17 protein-coding genes are annotated in these 21669 nt (G+C 52.6%); 8 read left to right on the top strand and 9 right to left on the bottom strand.

Going from position 1 to position 21669, the window contains the following annotated elements; translation table 11 throughout:
- The coding region (locus ACG2F4_RS05540; RefSeq protein ID WP_395259216.1) for a hypothetical protein at positions 1-276 on the top strand (276 nt) is incomplete at its 5' end.
- 77 nt (positions 277-353) lie between these two features.
- Here the strand turns inward: ACG2F4_RS05540 and ACG2F4_RS05535 are convergent.
- The 3 genes from ACG2F4_RS05535 to ACG2F4_RS05525 all read right to left on the bottom strand — a co-directional run bounded on the left by ACG2F4_RS05535 (position 354) and on the right by ACG2F4_RS05525 (position 4315).
- Complete coding sequence (locus tag ACG2F4_RS05535) at positions 354-596, bottom strand: hypothetical protein (RefSeq protein WP_395259215.1); 243 nt, start codon at positions 594-596, stop codon at positions 354-356.
- Between the two features lie 256 nt (positions 597-852).
- The gene (locus ACG2F4_RS05530) at positions 853-1995 is read right to left on the bottom strand and encodes a YncE family protein (protein WP_395259214.1); all 1143 of its coding nucleotides are present in this window, start codon (positions 1993-1995) and stop codon (positions 853-855) included.
- Between the two features lie 310 nt (positions 1996-2305).
- The gene (locus tag ACG2F4_RS05525; protein WP_395259213.1) at positions 2306-4315 is read right to left on the bottom strand and encodes an LVIVD repeat-containing protein; all 2010 of its coding nucleotides are present in this window, start codon (positions 4313-4315) and stop codon (positions 2306-2308) included.
- Positions 4316-4980: 665 nt separating this feature from the next.
- Between ACG2F4_RS05525 and gcvP the strand changes: the two genes are divergently transcribed.
- Entirely contained in the window at positions 4981-7893 is a 2913-nt protein-coding gene (gene gcvP, locus ACG2F4_RS05520; RefSeq protein ID WP_395259212.1) for an aminomethyl-transferring glycine dehydrogenase, read from the top strand.
- A 6-nt stretch (positions 7894-7899) separates the two neighbouring features.
- On the opposite strand, the gene ACG2F4_RS05515 is transcribed toward gcvP, so the two are convergent.
- The 4 genes from ACG2F4_RS05515 to ACG2F4_RS05500 form a co-directional block, all read right to left on the bottom strand.
- On the bottom strand, positions 7900-8634 hold the full coding sequence (locus tag ACG2F4_RS05515) for an SAM-dependent methyltransferase (RefSeq protein WP_395259211.1): 735 nt from the start codon (positions 8632-8634) through the stop codon (positions 7900-7902).
- A gap of 66 nt (positions 8635-8700) precedes the next feature.
- Positions 8701-9204 (bottom strand): hypothetical protein, encoded by a 504-nt coding sequence (locus ACG2F4_RS05510; RefSeq protein WP_395259210.1) that lies wholly within the window; start codon positions 9202-9204, stop codon positions 8701-8703.
- Between the two features lie 338 nt (positions 9205-9542).
- Positions 9543-9716: a hypothetical protein gene (locus tag ACG2F4_RS05505; RefSeq protein WP_310685147.1), complete on the bottom strand. Its 174-nt coding sequence runs from the start codon at positions 9714-9716 to the stop codon at positions 9543-9545.
- Positions 9717-10081: 365 nt separating this feature from the next.
- Positions 10082-11341 carry a DUF819 domain-containing protein gene (locus ACG2F4_RS05500; RefSeq protein ID WP_395259209.1) on the bottom strand — a complete coding sequence of 420 codons (1260 nt, stop codon included), beginning with the start codon at positions 11339-11341 and terminating at the stop codon, positions 10082-10084.
- Between the two features lie 678 nt (positions 11342-12019).
- Here ACG2F4_RS05500 and ACG2F4_RS05495 point away from each other — a divergent pair.
- The 6 genes from ACG2F4_RS05495 (at position 12020) to thrC (ACG2F4_RS05470) (ending at position 19363) form a co-directional block, all read left to right on the top strand.
- On the top strand, positions 12020-12691 hold the full coding sequence (locus tag ACG2F4_RS05495; protein ID WP_395259208.1) for a dihydrodipicolinate reductase C-terminal domain-containing protein: 672 nt from the start codon (positions 12020-12022) through the stop codon (positions 12689-12691).
- Positions 12692-12696: 5 nt separating this feature from the next.
- Positions 12697-13593 (top strand): 4-hydroxy-tetrahydrodipicolinate synthase, encoded by an 897-nt coding sequence (gene dapA, locus ACG2F4_RS05490; protein WP_395259207.1) that lies wholly within the window; start codon positions 12697-12699, stop codon positions 13591-13593.
- The gene (locus ACG2F4_RS05485) at positions 13590-14345 is read left to right on the top strand and encodes a 2,3,4,5-tetrahydropyridine-2,6-dicarboxylate N-succinyltransferase (protein ID WP_395259206.1); all 756 of its coding nucleotides are present in this window, start codon (positions 13590-13592) and stop codon (positions 14343-14345) included. The genes dapA and ACG2F4_RS05485 overlap by 4 nt, the downstream gene beginning before the upstream one ends.
- 94 nt (positions 14346-14439) lie before the next feature.
- On the top strand, positions 14440-16914 hold the full coding sequence (thrA, locus tag ACG2F4_RS05480) for a bifunctional aspartate kinase/homoserine dehydrogenase I (protein ID WP_395259205.1): 2475 nt from the start codon (positions 14440-14442) through the stop codon (positions 16912-16914).
- A gap of 148 nt (positions 16915-17062) precedes the next feature.
- Positions 17063-18034: a homoserine kinase gene (locus ACG2F4_RS05475; RefSeq protein WP_395259204.1), complete on the top strand. Its 972-nt coding sequence runs from the start codon at positions 17063-17065 to the stop codon at positions 18032-18034.
- Positions 18035-18037: 3 nt separating this feature from the next.
- On the top strand, positions 18038-19363 hold the full coding sequence (gene thrC, locus ACG2F4_RS05470) for a threonine synthase (protein ID WP_395259203.1): 1326 nt from the start codon (positions 18038-18040) through the stop codon (positions 19361-19363).
- 20 nt (positions 19364-19383) lie between these two features.
- Here the strand turns inward: thrC (ACG2F4_RS05470) and thrC (ACG2F4_RS05465) are convergent, their stop codons facing one another.
- A complete protein-coding gene (thrC, locus tag ACG2F4_RS05465) occupies positions 19384-21093 on the bottom strand; it encodes a threonine synthase (protein WP_395259202.1) in 1710 nt (569 codons plus the stop codon).
- 242 nt (positions 21094-21335) lie between these two features.
- Positions 21336-21587: a hypothetical protein gene (locus ACG2F4_RS05460; RefSeq protein WP_395259201.1), complete on the bottom strand. Its 252-nt coding sequence runs from the start codon at positions 21585-21587 to the stop codon at positions 21336-21338.
- Between the last annotated feature and the right edge of the window lie 82 nt (positions 21588-21669).

Raw genomic sequence — 21669 nt, 5'->3', positions numbered from 1 at the left:
AGGAACCAAAAACTCAAGGCGGTGAATGGGGCACCCGCTGCAGCCTGTGCAGGCGTGGATGTTGATGGTCCGTCACGCCGGCTGCCCGCTATCAAGGTTCTCACCGGTGCAACATCCACAAACGCCGGCTTCGGCCTCCGCGCCCCATTCAAGGCCGGGAAAGACCAAGTTGTATATTTTGTAGCTCGCTCCCTCGTCAGACAACACTTCTTCCGGTATCGGAACAATTGCTTGACACGTTCAAACGATCACCCCTTCGAAATTCATCATTTCTAATTTTCCATTCATAATTCCCATCCTCCGCCGGTAATTTTTTTGTTTTTCTTCGATGAAAAAATGAACAAAGAAAGGACCTAAACAACCGGGGCAATAGCTCCTGAAAAAAAAGATACCATCTTATACAAAAAAAGATACCATCTTAAGGAGAAAAAGATACCATCTTTTTTGTCAGAAGATACCGGCATAATATTGAGAAGATAAAAAATCCCTCTGCCGGGCGGCAGAGGGGAAGGACCGTGTCGCGGGAGATAGGCTCCATCCCATTGCCAGCCGGCGTCTTCAACCGTCAGCAGCCCCGTACGCAGGGTGGTTTTCATGCTCGCCTTCGGGACCCGGAATTCGTTATCCCTGATTCTACATTCATCCTTGCCTCACTTACAGCAGACTGCTCGAGTTATAACGACAAGCTGGGTTGTGCGGGCTTTACAATGATTGTGCTGGATGACCGGTCAGCAGATGCTCTTTCTGCCTGGCGATAACTTGATATCCATGAAAATACTGATGGAAACAGTTTCGTAAAATGAGAAGGGGAGGGACTGCAACAGGAAAAGCATCGAAGATATCAACAGTTACTTACTCCTCAGTCATCTTCCAGTGCATGATGCCGCCCGCCTGTTTGCCCACTTCAATAACTTCGGCGAGTTCCAGCTTATGCAGGTCGATGACATCCACAGAGCCTGGTTCCCCGTTTTTTCCCTCTACAGAGATGAAAGCAAAGCGGTTGTCCGGTGAGATGGAGACTCCGTGGGAAACAAGACGGCTGTTTTTAATTTTTGCCAGTTCGCGACCCTCTTCCAGGTCCCAAACGCCCGTTGCCCCCTCTCCTTTGTAGGTGACAACCAGCAGTTTCCCGTCGTGGCTGACTTCCAGGTTATAGGGACCTTTCCCCGTGTTGAATCTGCGTGTCACTTTCCAGGATTTTGTATCGACCTCCACTGCCTCATCCGAACCGTTGTTGGCCACATATACCAGGGATTTTGCGGGATGTGGATCGGCCCAGGTCGGTTTGGCCCGGGGCTTGGGATGCGCGTTGTGAGAGGCTTGATGCATCGTGGCATCCGGGCTGCCGGCGGAGGCGGAGGTTTCAGGGGCCACATTCAGCCGGCGTGAAATATCCATTGTCAGGGTGTTGATCTCCATCAATTCATCTGTCATCATTGAGACGTGATACTGCCGCTTGCCGTCGCTGCTGATGCGGGATCCGTGGGGCATGATGCCGGTTATTATCTCCCTGACTACTTCCATCGCTTCGGGATCCACCACTGAAACGGTACTTGGTTCCATATCGCCGTGCAGGTTAAAGTTGATTACATACAGCACGCCGGTCAGCGCAGAAACTTCCATGCTTGCTGGAAAAAGCCCCAGCTCGGTTCGTTCTACAAAGTTATTATCTCCCGTCGTAAACTTGTACAGCCACCCGTAGGGATTGCCGTGGGCTACCGAGACAAACCAGTGGTCGCCGTCAGGGGATACGGTAATGCCGTGCGGCCCCTCGGTTTCGGTGGGGTACTGGCCGACCCCAACGACATCCTCCACAAAACCCTGACCCGTGTTGGCATCAAACGTGACCAGGGCGACCTCATCGTCCGACTCTGCCGCCACGTACACCCGGTATTGCTGGGCCGTGGCCCGCTCAAATGGCCACAGGGTGAAGCAGCAAATAGCTGCAAAAACGGCTAAAAAAAGCGCTGATCTGGATAAGTCTGAATTTTTCATAAGGAAAAGAGTCAAAGTTTTTGCAAGTCTGAAACCAGAAAACAGGAAGCGAGCCGGGAATATTTCAGGTAGATTCCCAAAATGAATTGCCTGTCGTTTTGCTCCCAACGGATGCCAATATTATCGCTTTTTGAAAGAGATTGTAATTGAAACTGTATATTTTATAAAGTCTTCTTCAACGAGATTTCTACATTACATTAGGAAATGAGCCACCGAACTGTACTGTAACGTGAGCAAATAAAGATCGAGGCTGCAACCGATACCAGCGAAAAATACAAATCAACTAATGACCAATAACTGATAACTAAAGTTAACGTGAACTCCGACGGGTATTCTCCTCCAGTTTGAGTGCCCACAAGCCTGAGTTCCAGTCAGATACAAAAATATATCCTTTGTAGGGCTGTGGCCCCCAGCTCATGGCGGCGTTGGGAACGATCGCCTCGTGGTGCATCGGCAAAAATTTTGCAATTTCACGCCCCTGTTCATACAGGTTCCCCATCAGGTCACCGGAAATATCCACGACCCGGAGTCCCGCATTGTAGTAGGCCACATAGAGAGTATCGCCTTTGACCCAGAAGTTGTGCGTTCCCGCTTCCGGCACCTGGTAACGCGCCACTTCACGGGGTTGATCCCAGCCATCCTCGAACTTGATGAAGTGGATCCATCCGTCGGGAATCGTCGGCTGGTCGCGGATCGCTATGCCGTTGGGAAATGCCTCATCGCCGGCAATGACGTAGAAGTCACCGGTCGATTGACTCTTGAAGGGAAATGCCGCGTGATTCCACCCGCTCGGATAGGTGTAACTGCCGAGCTTTACAGGGTTATCCGGAGAGCCAACCCCCGCATCGTGCTTTTCGGGAGTATGGGCCTGCGGGGTACTTCCCACATCAACAATCTGCACGCCGTCTTTCCAGTTCGAGGAGTAGGCTATCCCGTTTTCCACCCAAACATCATGGACCGCATGGCCGGGCGTATCCAGCTCAAACCGGCTGACGGTTTTGGGATTCGCGGGATCTTCAATATTGATGATATCGTAGCGCCGACCGTTGTTGACGGCAAACACGTGATCGTTCCATATGAACGCATTGTGCACTCCTCCCGTCAGTCCCTCGTTGTATTCGCTAATTCGTTTGACATTTCGGGGATCCGTCACATCCAGGATGACAATCCCGTTTTTGCGGTCGGAGGCGCCTTCCCTTGTCAACACGCAAATACGGCCATCTTCAGAGATTTTTACATCGTTGACCGTACGGGCATCTACGGTAACAGTATCGACAATCTGCATCTTGGCCGGATCGGTGACATCCCAGAAAAAAGCTTCGCCGGCCGCCCCCCAGGTTCCGGTCACGGCATAGTCGCGACCGTCAACACCTTCCCACACCCACAGGTCGGAGGTGTGCTTGTCCAGTACCTGCCCGTGGCCCACAACCCTGAGGTCCTTCTGAACGTTACGGGGCGTTACGCGGATCATATGCTCATCCACGGCGGATGCCGACTTGGCGATCAGCGTGTACAGTCCCGGTTTATTGGCCACAAAGCGACCGTCCTGTTCAATTTTACCGGCTGCTCCTTCGCCGCGTCCCTCACCCCCGGTATATGTGAAAGAGTAGGTGACAGGAGCGTCTGCTACGGTTTCTCCCTCGGAAGTCAACGGCTTGGCTTCCAGGTGTACGACATCCCCGGTCCGCACCTCGGAGGCATCTGCAGTAAGCTGAATTTTTGCAACCGGATTTGGGAGCACCTCCAGTTCCCACGACCGGCTCATGGATTCTGCGGCAGCCGTCAGGGTGACCATCCCGGGGTTCTTTGCCGCAAGCTGTTCGAATTGGTTCACTTCCGCAATCGACGGGTCGGAGCTGGAGAGCGCGAGATCCACCTCATCTCGCTCCCTGCCGCTGGCATCAGTCACGCTGAAGTGGAGGGGAAGCGTAGTCCCGGCATAAATATTTGCCGGTAGGTTCGTAAGCGATATCGTCTCGATAGGCGGGTGGGCCACCTCCACGGGTACTATCTCCGTAAGCTGGGCCCCCTGGTTGACGGCCACGGCAACAATTTTAAAACGACCCGGTTCAAACGCCTTTACCTGTCCCTCCGGCGTAACAGAAACCGAGGCCCGGGCCCGGGAGTAAAAAATAACGGTGTCCTGCGTAGCTTTGCCATTGGCATCATAAACCGTTGCGTCCAGGGAGGTCTGCTCATCCACCTCGAGCGAAAGGGATGAGGGCTCTACCACCAATTTGGACTGGCTTTGCGTGAACGCCAGTAAAGGGGTGAAAAACAAGATAAGGGTAACGAGAAAACCGGTTTTGTCAGGGATCATACCCGCTGTTGTTAAATTAAGCTGGTTCAACGAATAACACATGGAAGCTCTTGTGAATCCGGCGCCTGCCCGAAGGTAACAGTTTCGGATTGCAGGTACAGTAAATCGTCGGAATTCGGCAGTTGAGCCATTGTTAAAAACGCTTCTAAACTAAGATAAAAAAGTGAACCTGAAAAAATATAAACTTTCTGGAGTTGATATTGTTGTGTTTTGATGAACATACCCGGGGTTGCTAAAAAAGTGCGAATCCAGATTTTAAGAGACCTTTGCAAAACCGTTATTTTGGCCCATATCGGCATTTTCGCGAATTCGAAATCCTCATTTATGGGATATAAACTGTGGTTCCGAATTCGCTCAGGGGGTGACCCTGACCAAAGTCCCTGGTTTTTTAAAACACTCTTTAGAAGAGTGTAACACTGTATTGGTGCAGAGTCTCCCTGTTTTTACATTTTCCATTGGCAAGGCGTACAGCACCGAGAGTTTTGACCGTTATAAAAAAGACAATGCGGGGTCTGGTTGCCTCTGTAATTTTATCCGCATCTTGCTTACCTTTTGTGAATCTGATAAGGCCATTTAATGATTTAATGGCAAGTGTGTAAAGATCTGCAGATCAACGAAGTTATGAGAACCATTCTTTCTAAACTATTTACCCAAAAATCAGCTAAATGAGTATTAATTTTGATAAAGAGCGGTTTTGGCATCGACATATCGGTCCCGATGACAAACAGGTCAACGAGATGCTACAAACAATCGGGGCGGAATCCCTTGATCAGTTAATGGATGAAACCGTACCCGGTGATATCCGGCTGAAGGAGGATATTCAGCTGGAGGAGCCGATGAGTGAATACCGGTTCCTGGAACAATTCCGGGAGGTGGCTGACAAGAATGAAATTTACAAATCATTTATCGGGATGGGATATTATGATACGCTGACCCCGAATGTGATTCAGCGGAATGTGCTGGAAAATCCCGGCTGGTATACCTCCTACACTCCGTACCAGGCAGAAATCGCGCAAGGCCGCCTGGAAGCGCTGATTAATTTTCAGACGATGGTTTCGGACCTTGCGGGACTTGAACTGGCCAACGCTTCGCTGCTGGATGAAGGCACCGCTGCCGCCGAGGCGATGTCGATGCTCTATTCCTCGCGCAGGGGATCGAAGCGAAAGCATGCACACACGTTTTTTGTTTCCGAAGAATGCCACCCGCAGACGATTGATGTGCTGAGGGGACGGGCGGAGCCCCAGGGTATTAAGCTGGTTATCGGTGATCATGAAGAGGTGGATATCGATGATCCACGGCTGTTTGGCATGCTGCTCCAGTATCCCGCCACCGACGGGGAGGTTTATGACTACACCGGCCTGATTGACGCAGCCGGGAAGCAAGGCGTAAAAACCGTTGTGGCCGCCGACCTGCTGAGCCTCGCCATACTGACGCCGCCCGGCGAAATGGGGGCGGATGTGGTCGTGGGGTCAACCCAGCGATTTGGCATACCGCTGGGATATGGCGGTCCGCATGCCGCTTACTTTGCAACCCGTGAAGAATACCAGCGCAAAATACCGGGGCGAATTATCGGGGTAACCCAGGATGCGGAGGGAAATCCCGCTTACCGAATGGCGCTGCAGACTCGTGAGCAGCATATCCGGCGGGAAAAGGCGACTTCCAACATCTGTACGGCACAGGTGCTGCTGGCGGTGATGGCCGGGTTCTATGCCGTTTACCACGGTCCCCGGGGCCTGCGCCGCATTGCCGAACGCATTCACGGGCTTACCCAAACGGCCGAAAAGGCACTCGGGAAACTGGGCTTTGAGGTTGGAAATACCACGTATTTTGATACGCTAAAAGTTCGTACAACCCGTGAACAGCAGCGTTCGATTGAGATACAGGCGCTCAAACAGCAGGTGAACTTTCGCTATTTTGGCGATGGCTGCATCGGGATCTCTTTTGATGAAGTGAAAGACCTTGATGATGTTGCCCAAGTGCTGGATATTTTTGCCAAAGCCACGGGCCGCAACCTGGAAGTGGATCTGGATCAGCTGTCAGAAAGGGCGGAAGTCGACTACCCCGAACGATTGACGAGGACAAGTTCCTACCTGGAGCACCCGGTATTTAACCTGTACCATTCCGAGCATGAGATGCTGCGATATCTCAAACAACTGGAAAACCGGGATCTCTCGCTGGTACACTCCATGATATCGCTCGGGTCCTGCACGATGAAGCTCAACGCCACCGCCGAGATGATACCCCTGAGCTGGCCAAAATTTGCCAAGATTCATCCTTTTGCGCCGGTAGACCAGGCGGAGGGATACCGCACCCTTTTTAAACGGTTGAAGGAGCAGCTCAAGGCGATTACCGGTTTTGAAGCGGTCTCTCTCCAGCCCAACTCCGGTGCCCAGGGAGAGTACGCCGGTCTCATGGCGATTCGGGCCTTCCACAGAAGCCGTGGGGAGGAACATCGCAACGTGACGATCGTGCCCGATTCGGCCCACGGAACCAACCCGGCAAGCGCCGTAATGGCCGGGATGGAGGTGGTCGTCACCCAGTGTGATGAGCACGGAAATATCGACCTGGAGGACCTGGCCGGCAAAGTAGAGGCAAACAAGGAGAAGCTGGCGGCCCTGATGGTAACCTATCCCTCTACGCATGGCGTTTTTGAAGAAGATATCAGGAAGATTTGTGCTCTTATCCACGAGCATGGGGGACTCGTTTACCTGGATGGCGCCAACATGAATGCACAGGTGGGGCTGACCAGTCCGGCGGAGATCGGCGCGGATGTGTGCCATCTGAACCTGCATAAAACGTTTTGTATCCCGCACGGCGGCGGTGGACCGGGAATGGGGCCTATAGCGGCTGGAAAACATCTTCAGCCGTTTCTTCCGACCAATGCGGTCATTCCGACCGGGGGGGAGCAGGCGATTCACGGCATTTCAGCTGCACCGTGGGGCAGCGCAAGCATCCTGTCAATCTCCTATGCATACATCAAGCTGATGGGCGCCGGCGGATTGAAACGGGCAACGGAGGTCGCTATTCTCAATTCCAATTATTTAAAAGAGCGGCTGAAAGATCATTACCCGGTGCTCTATACCGGGAAGAACGGGCGAACGGCACACGAGTTTATTGTTGACTTGCGCCCGTTTAAGCAGTCTGCGGGAATCGATTCGGTGGATGTCGCCAAGCGGCTGATGGATTACGGGTTCCACGCCCCGACCATGTCGTTCCCGGTGCCGGGAACCCTGATGATTGAGCCCACCGAAAGTGAATCGAAGGAGGAGCTGGATCGCTTTTGCGAGGCGATGATCGCCATACGGGATGAGATCAGAGAGATTGAGGACGGGCTGGCCGATAAAGAACAGAACCTGCTGCGGAATGCTCCCCATACCATGCGGGTGGCAATGAGCAGCCGATGGGACCGGCCGTATGACCGCGAGCGGGCGGTGTTTCCCCTTGATCGTCTCCGGTTCAATAAATTCTGGCCGGCCGTCAGTCGCGTGGATGATGCCTATGGCGACCGCAACCTGATGTGCAGTTGTGTACCACTGGAAGCCTATTCTGAGGGACAGCAGCCGGCAGCGGTTGAGTAGAGTGGATTAATTTTCGGTAGAAATCAGAAAGATCGTCGGTTCTTTGTGGATGGAGACCTGATCTCTCTTTTTCCACTTGCTTATTGATTGAGAAATGATCCGTTCGTCGGGCAGTGTAAGATTGGTGGCCGTGCAGAGTTCGGTCGAATCGCTGCAGCATTGGATAACATCCTTCAACAGCTCGTCATTGCGGTGCGGCGCCTCCATAAAGATCTGGGTCTGGTTGTTCTTCCGCGATTCCTGTTCCAGCTCCCGGATCGCCTTTCGGCGTTTCTCTGCGTCAATCGGCAGGTAGCCGTGAAAGGCGAACTGCTGCCCGTTAAAGCCGGATCCCATCAGGGCCAGCAGGATGGAGGAGGGGCCCACCAGCGGGACTACCCTGATATTTCGTTTATGGGCCATGCGAATCAGTTCGGAGCCGGGATCTGCCACCACCGGGCACCCCGCTTCAGATAACAGGCCAACATTATTCCCCGATTCAAGCGGCCGCAGGAAGGAGATTTTTTCCTGTTCGGCAGTATTTTTATCGAGCAACAGGAACTCAATTTCGTAGTCGGGGATGGTATTGCCCACCCACTGCAGGTATCGCACGGCCGATTGAATGTTTTCGACGACCAGGATCTCCAGCTTGCGGATTACGGAAAGTACATATTCGGGAATAGTATTGTTTTCGGGCGTTTTCCCTAATGTATTGGGAACGAGATAAAGGGTTCCTTTCTCTTCGTTGTTTGTTTGCTCCATTGTTGGGAACTGGAAATTACTTTTTTAAGGGTAGTCCGGGATCAGGTCACAAATGCGAACCGGTGCTTACTGCTCGCTGGTTACTGGCTGGTCCACCCGTTCGAAGACCAGCTTCTCTTCTCCTTCGGTGAGTTTCCGGCTTGCGTACTTGTGTGCCGTCCAGGCAACCCCGATGGTAATCAGGAGCCCGATAAACGATATGGCCGCATTGCTGAGCGCCAGGTTCCGGTGCTCGCTGTAGGTCGGCATCAGCACAATCTCCTCAAACGCCCCCTGCTGGTATCGAATCGGGATCTGGCTCAGATCGGTGATCATGCTCGCCAGCTCTATCGGCAGCGAGAGGCGGCGTTCGATCCGTTCTCCCTCTCCGGTTTCGAATGCAAGGACGACGTACCCGTTGGTCTGGGAGGCGATCTTCTTAATGTCAAAATCCAGTACCTGGGCGGTATAGCTTTCGCCGTTGTTGTAGGTGTCGCCAATTCCGTCATAAACCAGGACCTGGTGTACCGTCAGGAACAGGAGATAGCCCGGCAACAACCAGATCAGGTAGATAAATTTATACTTGGTCATCAATTATATCTGAATTAATAGGTCTTTTTCGGTAGACACAGATTTGAAGAGGACGTTTAAAACTATCGTTTTCACCTTCGGCATGTACGCGTATCCGAATTTTTCATTTCTATTGTCAAGAGGCCTTTGCAGAACCTGATGCTTGGTTGGAAGGTGGTTGTACCACCGATCTTCCAAGCATATAAAACGGGAGTACAACTCCCTCCAAACGGTGATTCGAATGTTTTGCAAAGTCCTCTGTTAATAAAACAGGGGTTTCGAATACGCCACCCCTGGATTTCGGCAATACTCCCGGGTTTAAAAGCCCTCTTTCAAATCCATTTGACACACCGTTTGGATTAGTAAAACAGGGCGTAATATATCACATATATCCAACTTAATATACCGTGGATAATCGCCCATATGATCGATTTGTTGACGGACCAGGAGATAGTCACCGCCAGCGCAGATCCCAACGTAATGCCGCCGCGTACCGTTTCCGTTACTTTTGTGTGTACAACTCTGTCTGCCATAATCTTTCGAACTTGGTTTTGGGTTATTAACTGTAATAAAGCTTGTACGGAATATGCCGGCCGAAGGTTTAATTAAATAAAAGAGGGCTTGGCAAAACCCTCACTTTTTCGTTCAGAGGAAGTTGTACTCCCGTTAAAAGGTCACCAAGGTCGGCAGTACAACTACCTCCCAACAAAATAGCAGGTTCTGCAAAGGTCTCTAAAACAGACGTCAGGCGTGAAACGCTTAAGGGTGCTTTGCCAGATAATTACATTTTTTAGCTATTAAAACCACCTGCTCGTTAATGTATCATTGTTTTTTTTAACTGGAAAAACTCGTCTCACCTCTCACCTCTCACATCTGACGTTTGACGTCTGACGTCTATTTAACTCACCATCTGCATCAGGATGGCACAGAGCCAGGCCCCGTAGGTTCCGACGGCATAGCCGAATACCGCCAGCAGCACTCCCACCGGCGCCAGGGCGGGATGAAATGCCGAGGCGACAATCGGGGCCGAGGCCGCTCCCCCGATATTGGCCTGGCTGCCCACTGCAATAAAAAAGAAGGGGGCGTTGATGATTTTGGCGACTATAAAAAGGATGAAGACATGGATCAAAATCCACATCAGTCCGAGCAGGAAAAAGCCCGGATTTTCAAATATCGCCAGCACGTTCATTTTCATCCCGATGGTGGCGACCAGGATATAGAGGAAAAGGCTGCCGATTTTCGAGGCGCCCGCCCCTTCAAGCTCCCGAGCCCGGGTGAACGAGAGTGCGAGTCCGCCGGTCGTGGCGATCACGATAATCCAGAAAAAGCTGGAATCCAGGCTCAGGCGGCTCAGCTGGGGGGCATTTGCATTGATCCACGGGGCGATCAGGTCGCCACCGAGATGTCCCACCGCCGTCATTACAAAAGCCACGGCTACAATGGTTGTAAAGTCGGTAAGCGTGGGAATTTTGGCGATACTCGCTTTATAATCCTCAATCTTCTTGCGCAGTTCGGTGATAGGCGTGGCATCGGCCTTGAACCAGGTGTCGATCCGGTCCGATATTCCCGCCCCGTACAGGAGAAACGCCAGCCAGATGTTGGCCACAATGATATCCACGGTAACCATCGCTGAGAACAGGTCGTCACTCGGACCGAAAACCTCGTACATCGCTGTTTGGTTGGCCCCGCCGCCGATCCAGCTGCCCGCCACGGTCGAAAGTCCCCTCCACACCGCTTCGGGTCCGGTTCCGCCCACGACCTCCGGGGCCAGGTATGAGAATGTGAGCACCGCCAGCGGTCCGCCGACCACGATGCCGATCGTACCCGCAAAAAACATGATGATCGCCTTGGGACCCAGGCTCAGGATGCCCTTGAAATCGATACTGATGGTCAGGAGTACCAGGCTTGCGGGCAGCAGGTAGCGAGAGGCCACGAAATAGAGGTTTGATTCATCCCCGGATATGATCCCCAGCGAATTAAAAATTGACGGCACAAAATAACAGAGCAGCAGGGAGGGGACGAACGTGTAAAACTTTTGCCAGAAGGGGGAGTCCAAATTTGACGTGATGAAGATGGCAGCCAGTATAAGCAGCAGGATGCCCAGCACAACAGCATCGTTGGTGAACAGGGGTGCGGCGATAACCAGTGAGGTGATCATATAAGTCCATTCGTTTTACATTTGAAAGGCAGAATCTAACTTTTGTTGGGGGAAGAGTGCAAGTTAGAGATTACGTTTCCCATTAATTCAGCAATGATGAAGTATTTTTCCTGAAAATGTGGATAACCATGATCAGCCTGCGGTCTATAGGTAAACCACGAGTGACCACCTCTGTTACCTGTCAGGCTTAACTCAAATATTCGTTCATGGAATTGGACCCGATCTCCTTGAAAGAGGGCTTTGCAAAACCCTCAATTCCTCGTTCTGAGGGAGTTGTACTCCCGTTAAAAGGTCACCAAGGTCGGTAGTACAACTACCTGCCAACAAAATAGCTGGTTCTGCAAATATTCCTGACAATGATAATTGCTCTTACGCCAGAACCAGACCCTTGGCTAGTAAATAAAGTGAACCCGGATTAAGGAATCTAACAAAAAAAGTATCAGAGGATGTTGCCTCCCGGCCGTAGAAATTTTTGTCGGTACAGTGACCGCAGCCGGAGCTGGCGTTAAATAATATTGTTGAACAACGGGATGTATATTTTCCCCAATCGATGAACAGCGTTCCGTTTTGCGATCCAGCAGTTGCGAGTGTGAATAAAACCTGATAATGGGTGTGAAAATCCTATCTTAAAAGCTTATACTTACCCTTCTATTTTGGAATGATAACTAACGCAAGTTCATGAAATTAGCTGTAATCGGCACCGGAAAAACCGGTGGAAAAGTAGTAGAACTGTTAACCGGGGAGCAGATATCAGATACCTTTGACGTCAATAATAAACCGACGGTTGAGAAACTGAAGAAAGCAGATGCGGCGGTCATTTTTGTGCCCGGTTCCGCTGTTGACGATGTGTTTGATGTGGTGCTGGAGTCCGGTGTCCCGGCCGTGTGGGGCAGCACCGGGTATGAGTGGCCGCAAGACCTGGACAGCACATTGAAGAAGGCTGGCGTTAAATGGCTGAAAGCCTCGAATTTCAGTTTGGGAATGAATATTATCCGCCGGGCGATCAAGGTGATTTCAGAAGGTTCCGAAATGCTGGATAATCCTGAATACCATATCCATGAAATCCATCATGTGCACAAGAAGGACGCCCCAAGCGGAACGGCAATTTCGTGGAAGCAGTGGCTTGGCAAGGATGCGGACATTACGTCGGAACGAAAAGGGGATGTCAAGGGTATTCATGAGCTGACGGTAAAAACGGCGGCGGAATCGATCTTTTTAAAACACCAGGCCCATGATCGCGCCGTTTTCGCCCAGGGGGCTATCTGGGCCGCCGAACAGGTTGTGAAGGATGATATTGGCCCCGGGTTTTACGATTTTTCAACTATTTTTGATCAGGCAATTGACAGATAGACAGCATGGATACGAATTTGAACGATATAAAACTTTGGACCGCCCTGGTGACGCCGATGAAGGAGAACGGCGACCTGGACCTGGAGGATCTGGCCACCCTGATCCACAAGCAGGATGAGGCGGGCAACGGCGTCCTCATTTTGGGGAGCACCGGCGAAGGCCTCGCATTGGGACTGGAGGACAAGCAGCAGGTGGTCAATACGGCCACGAGCTTAAATGTTGATGTCCCAATTATGGTGGGGGTTGGCGGATTTAACCTGCGGGAGCAGATCGAATGGATCGAATACTGCCATGAATTTAACCCTGACGCATTCCTGATGGTGACCCCGCTGTATGCCAAGCCCGAGCTGCGGGGGCAGATCGAGTGGTTCCGGGCGCTCATGGATGCCGCGGACAAACCCTGCATGCTTTACAACGTGCCGTCACGGACCGGTTCGTGGCTCGAAAAGGAGGCGCTGAAGGAACTTTCCGAGCATCCCAACTTGTATGCCCTGAAAGAAGCCGGAGGCAGCATCGCCCATTTCCAGGAATACCGCATGGCAGCCCCGGATATACCGCTCTATAGCGGAGATGACGGGCTGACGCCCTATTTTTCACTGAACGGGTGCCGGGGACTGGTTTCAGTGATGGCCAACGTATGGCCGAAGGCCGCCCACCGGTACGTGGAACTCTGCATCGAAGGGTGTACGAAAGACCTGATTACCTACTGGAAAGAGCCGATCGCCTCGATATTTTCAGTGTCCAACCCGATCCCCTCCAAGGTGCTGCTGAAGGAGAAGGGCTGGATAAAGTCGAGCACCCTGCGTCCGCCGCTGACCGATAAAGATTTGGAAGATACCGAACGACTGCTCAAGGCAGATGAATCGATAACCAAATGGTACGAGGAGAATAAAGTTCAATGAGTGATATCGACTGGAATGACATTTTAAGCAAGCTTGAAACCGGCGAAATACGTGCCGCCAACCCGGAAGGGGATACCTGGAAGGCGAATGTTGAAGTGAAAGAGGCGATCCTGGCCGCTTTCGGGGCCGGGGAGAATACGGAATATACCGGCATATATGAGGGGTTTGTGGATAAAGACAACCTGCCGCCCCGGATGTTCAAGGCGGGGGACAACGTGCGGCTGGTGCCGGGCGGATCTTCGGTGCGTCGTGGTGCGTACGTGGCCGAAAATGTTATTATCATGCCGCCGGCCTACATTAATGTAGGCGGCTATGTGGATGAGGGCTCCATGATCGACAGCCACGCGCTGGTCGGATCTTGCGCGCAGGTAGGCAAGAATGTGCATCTTTCGGCGGGCGTGCAGCTCGGCGGAGTGCTGGAGCCTGTGGGGTTGACGCCGGTTGTTGTTGAAGATGAGTGTTTTGTGGGCGCGGGATCCGTCATTGTAGAAGGAATTCTCGTGAAACGGCGAGCGGTCATCGCTCCCGGAGTCACCCTTTCCAAATCGATCCCGGTCTATGACTGCGTGAATGAAGAGATACGAGAGAAGGGAGCCCCGATCCCGGAAGGCGCTGTCGTCGTTCCGGGAACGCGCCCGGCCTCCGGAGCATGGGCCGAGAAGCAGGGACTTTCCATTTCCTGTCCCCTGATCGTGAAATACAGGGATGAACAGAGCGATGCCTCACTGGTATTGGAAGATGTCCTTCGATAGTGTTCTTCAGCAGCATTTGGCGGCATGTAAATATCTGTCCCTTGCATGTTTCAGGGCCTGTCGACAAACCATAATCAAACGATTCTAAAATTACATGCGCATATTGAAATTCGGGGGCTCCTCCGTTGCAAATTCCGACGCCATCCGCCAGGTCCGGCAGATTATTGTCGACAAGCTGGAGGAAGATCGCCTGGCGGTCGTGGTCTCCGCCTTTAAAGGTGTGACCGACCTGCTGGAAGAGGCGGTTGTGAAGGCGGCAGGCGGAGATGAAAGTTATGCCGGTATTCTCGATGAGATCGAATCCCGCCACAACGCCGTGATCAAGGAGCTGCTGAGCATCCAGAAGCAGAGTCGCACGCTCGCACAGTTCAAGATGATGTTCAACGAGCTGGACGACGTGCTGCACGGGGTGAATCTCACGCGGGAGCTCACCGACCGTACCCGTGACTTTGTGCTCGGTTTCGGAGAGCGGTTTTCCGCTTTTGTCATAAGCCAGTATCTTGCCGACCAGCAGCTGAATGCCGAATACCTGGACGCGCGCCAGATTATCAAAACCGACAAAAAATATGGTTCGGCCCACGTCCATACCGATAAGACGTACGCGGCGATCCGGGAGTTTTTTGAGGATGCCGACAGCGAAAGTTTGCAGGTGGTGACCGGTTTTGTCGCCTCTACACTGACCGGCGAATCGACTACGCTGGGGCGTGGCGGCTCGGATTACACCGCTTCGCTGCTCGGCGCGGCGCTGGGGGCGAAGGCGATTGAACTCTGGACCGATATCGAGGGGATCATGACCGCCGATCCCCGCAAGGTGAAGCGCTATTTTGTGATCCCGCATCTCTCCTACGAGGAGGCGATGGAGCTCTCCCATTTCGGGGCCAAGGTGGTGTATCCGCCGACCATGCAGCCTGCGATGAAGGCGTCGATCCCGATCCTGATTAAAAATACGTTCAAACCCGGGCAGGAGGGAACGACCATCAGCACCGAATCCCAGAGCGGGGAGTCAAGCATCAAGGGGATCTCCTCGATCGACAATGTTACGCTTCTGACGATCCGGGGCAGCGGCATGATCGGCGTTACCGGGGTGGCATCGCGTATTTTCAGCGCGCTGGCCGGAGCCGGGGTCAATATTATTATGATTACCCAGGCGTCATCCGAACACACCGTGTGCTTCGCGGTTCTCCCCAGCCAGGCGGAAGCGGCACGCGAAGCTATTGAGAAGGAGTTTAAATATGAGCTGCAGGATGGCATTATCGATGAAATCCTGGTGGAAAATGATCTTTCCATCGTAGCTATTGTTGGAGACGACATGCGTCATACGCCGGGTATTTCAGGCCGCGTGTTCCAGGCGCTGGGCAGAAACGGCATCAACGTGGTGGCGATCGCCCAAGGGTCTTCGGAGCGCAATATTTCGGTCGTGGTGGAACGAAAAAATGAGACTAAAACGCTGAATACCCTGCACGATGCGTTTTTTCTCTCCCGGATTAAAACGGTCAACCTGTTCCTGGTGGGCGTCGGCCTGATCGGCGGCACCCTGCTGAAGCTTATCAAAAAGCAGACCCAAAAACTGCTGGACGATTATTTTATTGACCTGAAGCTGACGGGCGTCTCCAACAGCAAGAAGTTCCTGATTGACGAGGAGGGAATTTCGATGGAGAACTGGAGAGAGCAGCTCAACGAGCGGGGGGAACCGGCGGATATCAGGCAGTTTATTGGCCAGATGCGGGACCTGAATCTTTCCAACAGTATTTTTATTGACTGTACGGCCAGTGACGAAATTGCCGAGGTCTACTCGGATGTACTCAAATCCAGCGTCTCTATTGTGACCGCCAACAAAAAGGCGAATTCCAGTTCGCTCGCCAAGTACGAGGAGCTGCAGGAACTGGCGCTGCAACACAACGTGGCCTATCTCTACGAAACCAATGTCGGGGCGGGCTTGCCGGTTGTGGCCACCCTCAAGGAGCAGATTTTGACCGGCGATGATATCCTCAAAATCGAAGGGGTCTTTTCCGGCACGCTCAGCTACATTTTCAACACCTTTGACGGCAGCGAGCCGTTCAGCCAGGTGGTGCGCAGCGCCCGTGAAAAAGGGTTTACCGAGCCCGATCCGCGTGAAGACCTCAACGGCCAGGATGTGGGACGCAAGCTGTTGATACTGGCCCGTGAGGCGGGACTCAAGCTCGAGTTTGAAAACATCGATATCCAAAACCTGGTGCCTGAGCCTGCGCGGGAGGTGCCGACGGTCGAGGAGTTTTTCGATATTTTGGAAGAGTATGACCAGGAGTTCCAGGAGCTTTATGAGCAGGCCGCCGCCCAAAATAACAAGCTCTGCTACATCGCCCGCTATGAGTCCGGCAGTGCCACGGTCAAACTTGAACAGATCGGCCCGGAGCACCCGTTTTACGGGTTGAAAGGCAGTGACAATATCATCGCTTTCAAAACCGAGCATTACGAGGAGAGTCCCATTGTGGTGAAAGGACCGGGCGCCGGGGCCAACGTGACGGCCAGTGGCATCATTGCCGACATTCTCCGCATCAGCAATGCCCCTACCTTCGGCAAGGAATACTAGAAGATGCGGGTACCAGTTGCAAGCATGCCAGGGAACACGAGTCACACAGGGGACCTGAATCTATGTAAATTCAAAGTGTTTCTCAGTGTTTATCAGCCGAGTCGGCGTAGCCCGTGTTCTGTTAAACAGATAATTACAACAAGATCAAATGGTTGGGCAGAATATTAACATGAGCCATGCAGAAAAACAGGAAGTAAAAGTATTTGCCCCCGCCTCCGTCGCCAACGTGAATTGCGGTTTTGACGTGATGGGCTTTGCCCTGGAAAAGCCGGGGGACGAAATTGTAGCCCGGCGTGTCGATGGAGAGGGTGTGAGTATCAAAAAAGTAACGGGAGACGATGGCATGCTTCCGGTTTCCCCGCAAAAGAATACTGCCGGGGTTTCAGCTCGCGCATTGCTGGGTCACCTCGATATGGACCTGGGCATTGAGCTGGAGATTCACAAGAAGATGCCGATGGGCAGTGGACTCGGATCAAGTGCGGCCAGTGCGGTGGGAGCTGTGATCGCCGTGAACCGTCTGCTTGGCAGTCCGCTTGAGCTGCAGGAACTGCTGGGATTTGCCGCCGAGGGGGAGCGCGTGGCCTGTGGTGCCGCACACCTCGACAATGTGGCGCCGTCGTTGCTGGGAGGTTTTGTCTTTATCCGAAGCCAGGACCCGCCGGACGTGGTGGAGCTGGAGTGCCCGGTGCCGCTGTTTGCCACGGTTATTCATCCCAAAATTGAAATCCGCACGGAAGATACCCGGAAAATATTGCGGCGCGAGGTATTGCTCAGCAAGGCGGTTACACAATGGGGCAATGTCGGCGGACTGGTAGCCGGCTTGCTTAAGGGCGACTATGATCTTATTTCTCGGTCGCTTGAGGATGTGATTATCGAGCCGATTCGGTCGGTGCTGATACCCGGTTTTGACGAAGTAAAGAAGGCTGCCCTCAGTGCCGGGGCCCTCGGCAGCGGCATCTCGGGATCCGGACCCTCAATATTTGCTCTTACACCGTCCGTTGAAAAGGCGCGGCAGGTGGCTGCAGCCATGAAGCAGGAGTTTGACCGCCTCGATCTTGAAAATGACGTCTATATTTCGAAGATAGCCCGCAAAGATCCATATATCATAGAAGAGCAGTAAAAGATGATGAAATTTATCAGTACAAATGGGGATTCAGAACCGGTACCGTTTTCAGAAGCGGTGTTGAAGGGATTGGCTCCCGACGGCGGGCTGTATGTTCCGGACCACTGGCCTGCGCTCGACGAGGCTTTTTTGACCAATATTCACGACAAGAGTTTGCAGCAGATCGGTGTTGAAGTAAGCCGGCTTTTTGTGGATGAACTGGACGACGACACCCTGCACTCGGTTATCGAGGAAGCACTGAATTTTGACGCTCCGCTCGTTTCCATTGAAGATAATCTCAACATTTTGGAGCTGTTTCACGGTCCCACGCTCGCCTTCAAGGATTTTGGAGCCCGGTTTATGTCGCGCATTTTCTCAGCTTTCCGTAAAAATAAAGAACAGGATATCGTTATCCTGGCGGCGACCTCCGGCGATACGGGAAGTGCCGTGGCCCAGGGATTTTTAGGCGTTGAAGGCGTGAAGGTGTGCCTCCTGTATCCCAGCGGAAAAGTGAGTCGACTGCAGGAGCAGCAGCTTACCACGGCCGGACAAAACGTAACTGCGCTGGAAATAGACGGTACCTTTGATGATTGCCAGCAGATGGTAAAACAGGCGTTTTCCGACCAGGAGTTGAATGAACAGCTTGTGCTGAGTTCGGCAAACTCCATCAACATCGCCCGGCTGATTCCCCAGTCATTCTATTACCTGTATGCCTTGGCACAAATGGAGAAAACGGAACAAAATCCCCCTGTTTTTTGCGTGCCCAGCGGTAATTTCGGAAATCTGACTGCCGGGCTTATGGCCCGGAAAATAGGGATGCCGGCCTCCGGTTTTATTGCTGCCACCAATGTGAATGACGTCGTGCCGGAATACCTGCAAACCGGTTCATTTAACCCGCGTCCCTCCAAGCGAACGATCTCCAACGCGATGGATGTGGGCAATCCCAGTAATTTTGCCAGGATCGAATACCTGTATAACCACGATCACGAGGCGATTCGGCGTCATATATGGGGAGCATCCTTTTCCGATGAGCAGACCGCAGATGCGATAAGGAGCGTAAAAGAGAAAACGGGCTATTTATTGGATCCGCATACGGCCGTGGGTTACCTGGCGACAGAAGCGTATAGGAGAGAGGCCGCGGGCTATTTTGGGGAGCCGGATGATACACCGTTTGTCATCCTCTCTACCGCCCATCCCGCCAAGTTCGGAGATGTCATTGAACCCGTAATCGGGGAGAAAATCCCACTACCGGGCCGACTCGCAGCGTGCCTGCAGAAGGAGAAGAAGAGTACCCACATGGACAGCGATTTCGGGCGGTTGAAAGCGTGGCTGCTGGAGCAATATTGACAATGGGAGATGGGTATAGCCTACGCCTCGGCCCCCTTCATGGCAATAGCCAGTCCCTTGGTAAACGCCTGTACAGCGGCTTCCAGCGTATCGGGTGAGGCGGCCTTGGAGACCCATTCCTGGTCGGAGTTTGCATTGGCCAGGGTGAGCGTAACAACGACCAGGGAGTCGGTATCGGGACTCAGGATTTCGACTTCATGATTCTTTACCTCCAGGTTGAATATGTTGTCGGTCTCCGATTTGATGGCTGTCAGGATGGCATCCACCGGGCCCACCCCGTTGGCGTGGGTGGTAACATTTTTGCCCTGCAGGTTCAGCTTGGCGGTGGCGTGCACCAGCCCGTGCTTGTGCATGGTGATTTTGTAATCCACCACTTCCACGGGATAGTTAAGGTCCAGTTCTTCATTGAAGACCAGCGACTGGAGCACCTCGATTTCGTTGTTGCTGAGCGACTTCCCCTTCTTGTTTATATTCTCGATATACTCGTTATAGAGTCGCTGGTGGTCGGCATCCATTTTGAGATTGGCCACGAACGTATCGCGCGAGCGGCCCCACGACTGCTTCTGCATCTCGATGTAGCCGGAGTGTATGTAATTGCTCACCTTCTCAAGATCAGGCGAAAGAACCGGGGAGGAGAGGGAGTGCTTGGCAACGACCTTCGTGTCCTTGAGTCCGGCACCGGTAAGTACAAACAGGCATTTCTTACCGCTAAAGGCGGCCGCATTATTTTTAAACGCCGCCAGGGGCAGGGCGCAGGCGGGCTCCGTAAAATGCCCCTCTTTAACCGCCATCTCCTTGAGCGACTGGAGGATCTCATCTTCTGTAACGGTAAATGCTTCTCCGCCGGTCTCCTCGATTCCGATCAGCACTTTTAGAAAGTCCACCGGGTCCGATGCCGCCACCGACTGGGCAATGGTATTGACCTGTTTTTTAATAATTTTCTCTTTCTTGAAAATTCCTTCCACCACCGGCGAACTCTGCTCTGGCTGGATGGCAACTAGACGGGGGATTCGATCGATTCTGCCGACCGCTTTCAATTCCGTAAATCCCTTGTGGATCGCCCCGAAATTGGTGCCGCAGCCCACGGGGATAAAGATAAAATCAAAGTCGCTGCCCTCCTGTTCAACCAGTTCATAGGAGAATGACTTCTGGCCCTCTTCGCGGAATACGTAGTCTCCCGCCAGGTAGTAGTTGCCCGACGTTGCAAATTTGCGACAAAGTGCCTCACAGGTGCTGAAATCACCTTTAATGCGGATGATGTTGGCATCATAGATAGTCGCCTGGGCAATTTTGGCATCGGTGGTTTTCTCCGGCACAAATACAAAGCAGGGGATGTTGAAATAACAGGCATAGGCCGCCACCGATGCCGCCATGTTGCCGGTGGAGGCCAGGCATATCGCATCGGCTCCGAGTTCTATCGCCTTCTGCACTTCAATGTAGCTGCCCCGGTCTTTGAAGCAGCCGGTGGGGTGTTCAAACTCCAGCTTGGCCCAAAGGTCGGCGCCATAGGTTTCAGAGAGGCGGTCGAGTTTTTTTAGGGCGGTGGGTTTTGTCTTGAGTGGCTCCGGCTTTGGATGCTCCAGCGGGTACTGGATGCGACCGGGATTCTCATCGTAGTAAACGCGAAGCACGCTTCCGCATTCCGTGCAATAGGTGGTCGTCTCCTGCTCAGTGTTGAGGTGATTGCCCGCTACACATCGCAGTTCGTAATTGGGAGCATCCTGTTCCATAACCAAATAAATGACCTGATGTTGGGTTTGATTCTATGAGGGTATCGAAAAACAGCGGTTTTGCAAAGCCCCCTTTAAAATACAAACCCTTGAGCTGCCGAGAAAACACGAACAAAATTTTGCAGGAATACGATACGATAGAACAAAAATGGGATGAAATGTGCAGGTTACACTGGTGCATGATCTTGATTACAAAAAATCCCGAGGTGATCGGTAGAATCTGTGTTACCTGCGTTCGAAGGTTAATTTTTTAACGGCAGCAGCGAGATTTCATCAAAATCCATGTCCAGCTCTTCCAGCACCGGTTCGGCCACCTCGGAGATTTCTTCCGGTGTCAGCTCGTCGAGGCCCTCGATCTCTACAAAAAGAGCGTTTTGATGCCCCACGACGTTGTAGCGCGCCCGGCCGGCATTAAAGCATTTTCGAAGGGTTTCGGTCAGCAGTTCCAGGTCCTGTTCATACGCCTGGTAATCCGATTCGTCAAATTCTGCCATAATCACTGTTGCGTGTTGGGTAATTGCTGCTCATCTTTCGCTCAAACATACGGCGGGAACCGTTAAATACGCAATAAAATTT

The organism is Halalkalibaculum sp. DA3122, from assembly GCF_043951865.1.
In the GTDB taxonomy this organism is placed as follows: domain Bacteria; phylum Bacteroidota; class Rhodothermia; order Balneolales; family Balneolaceae; genus JAMQKA01.
This window is presented reverse-complemented; position numbering and strand designations above follow the sequence as displayed.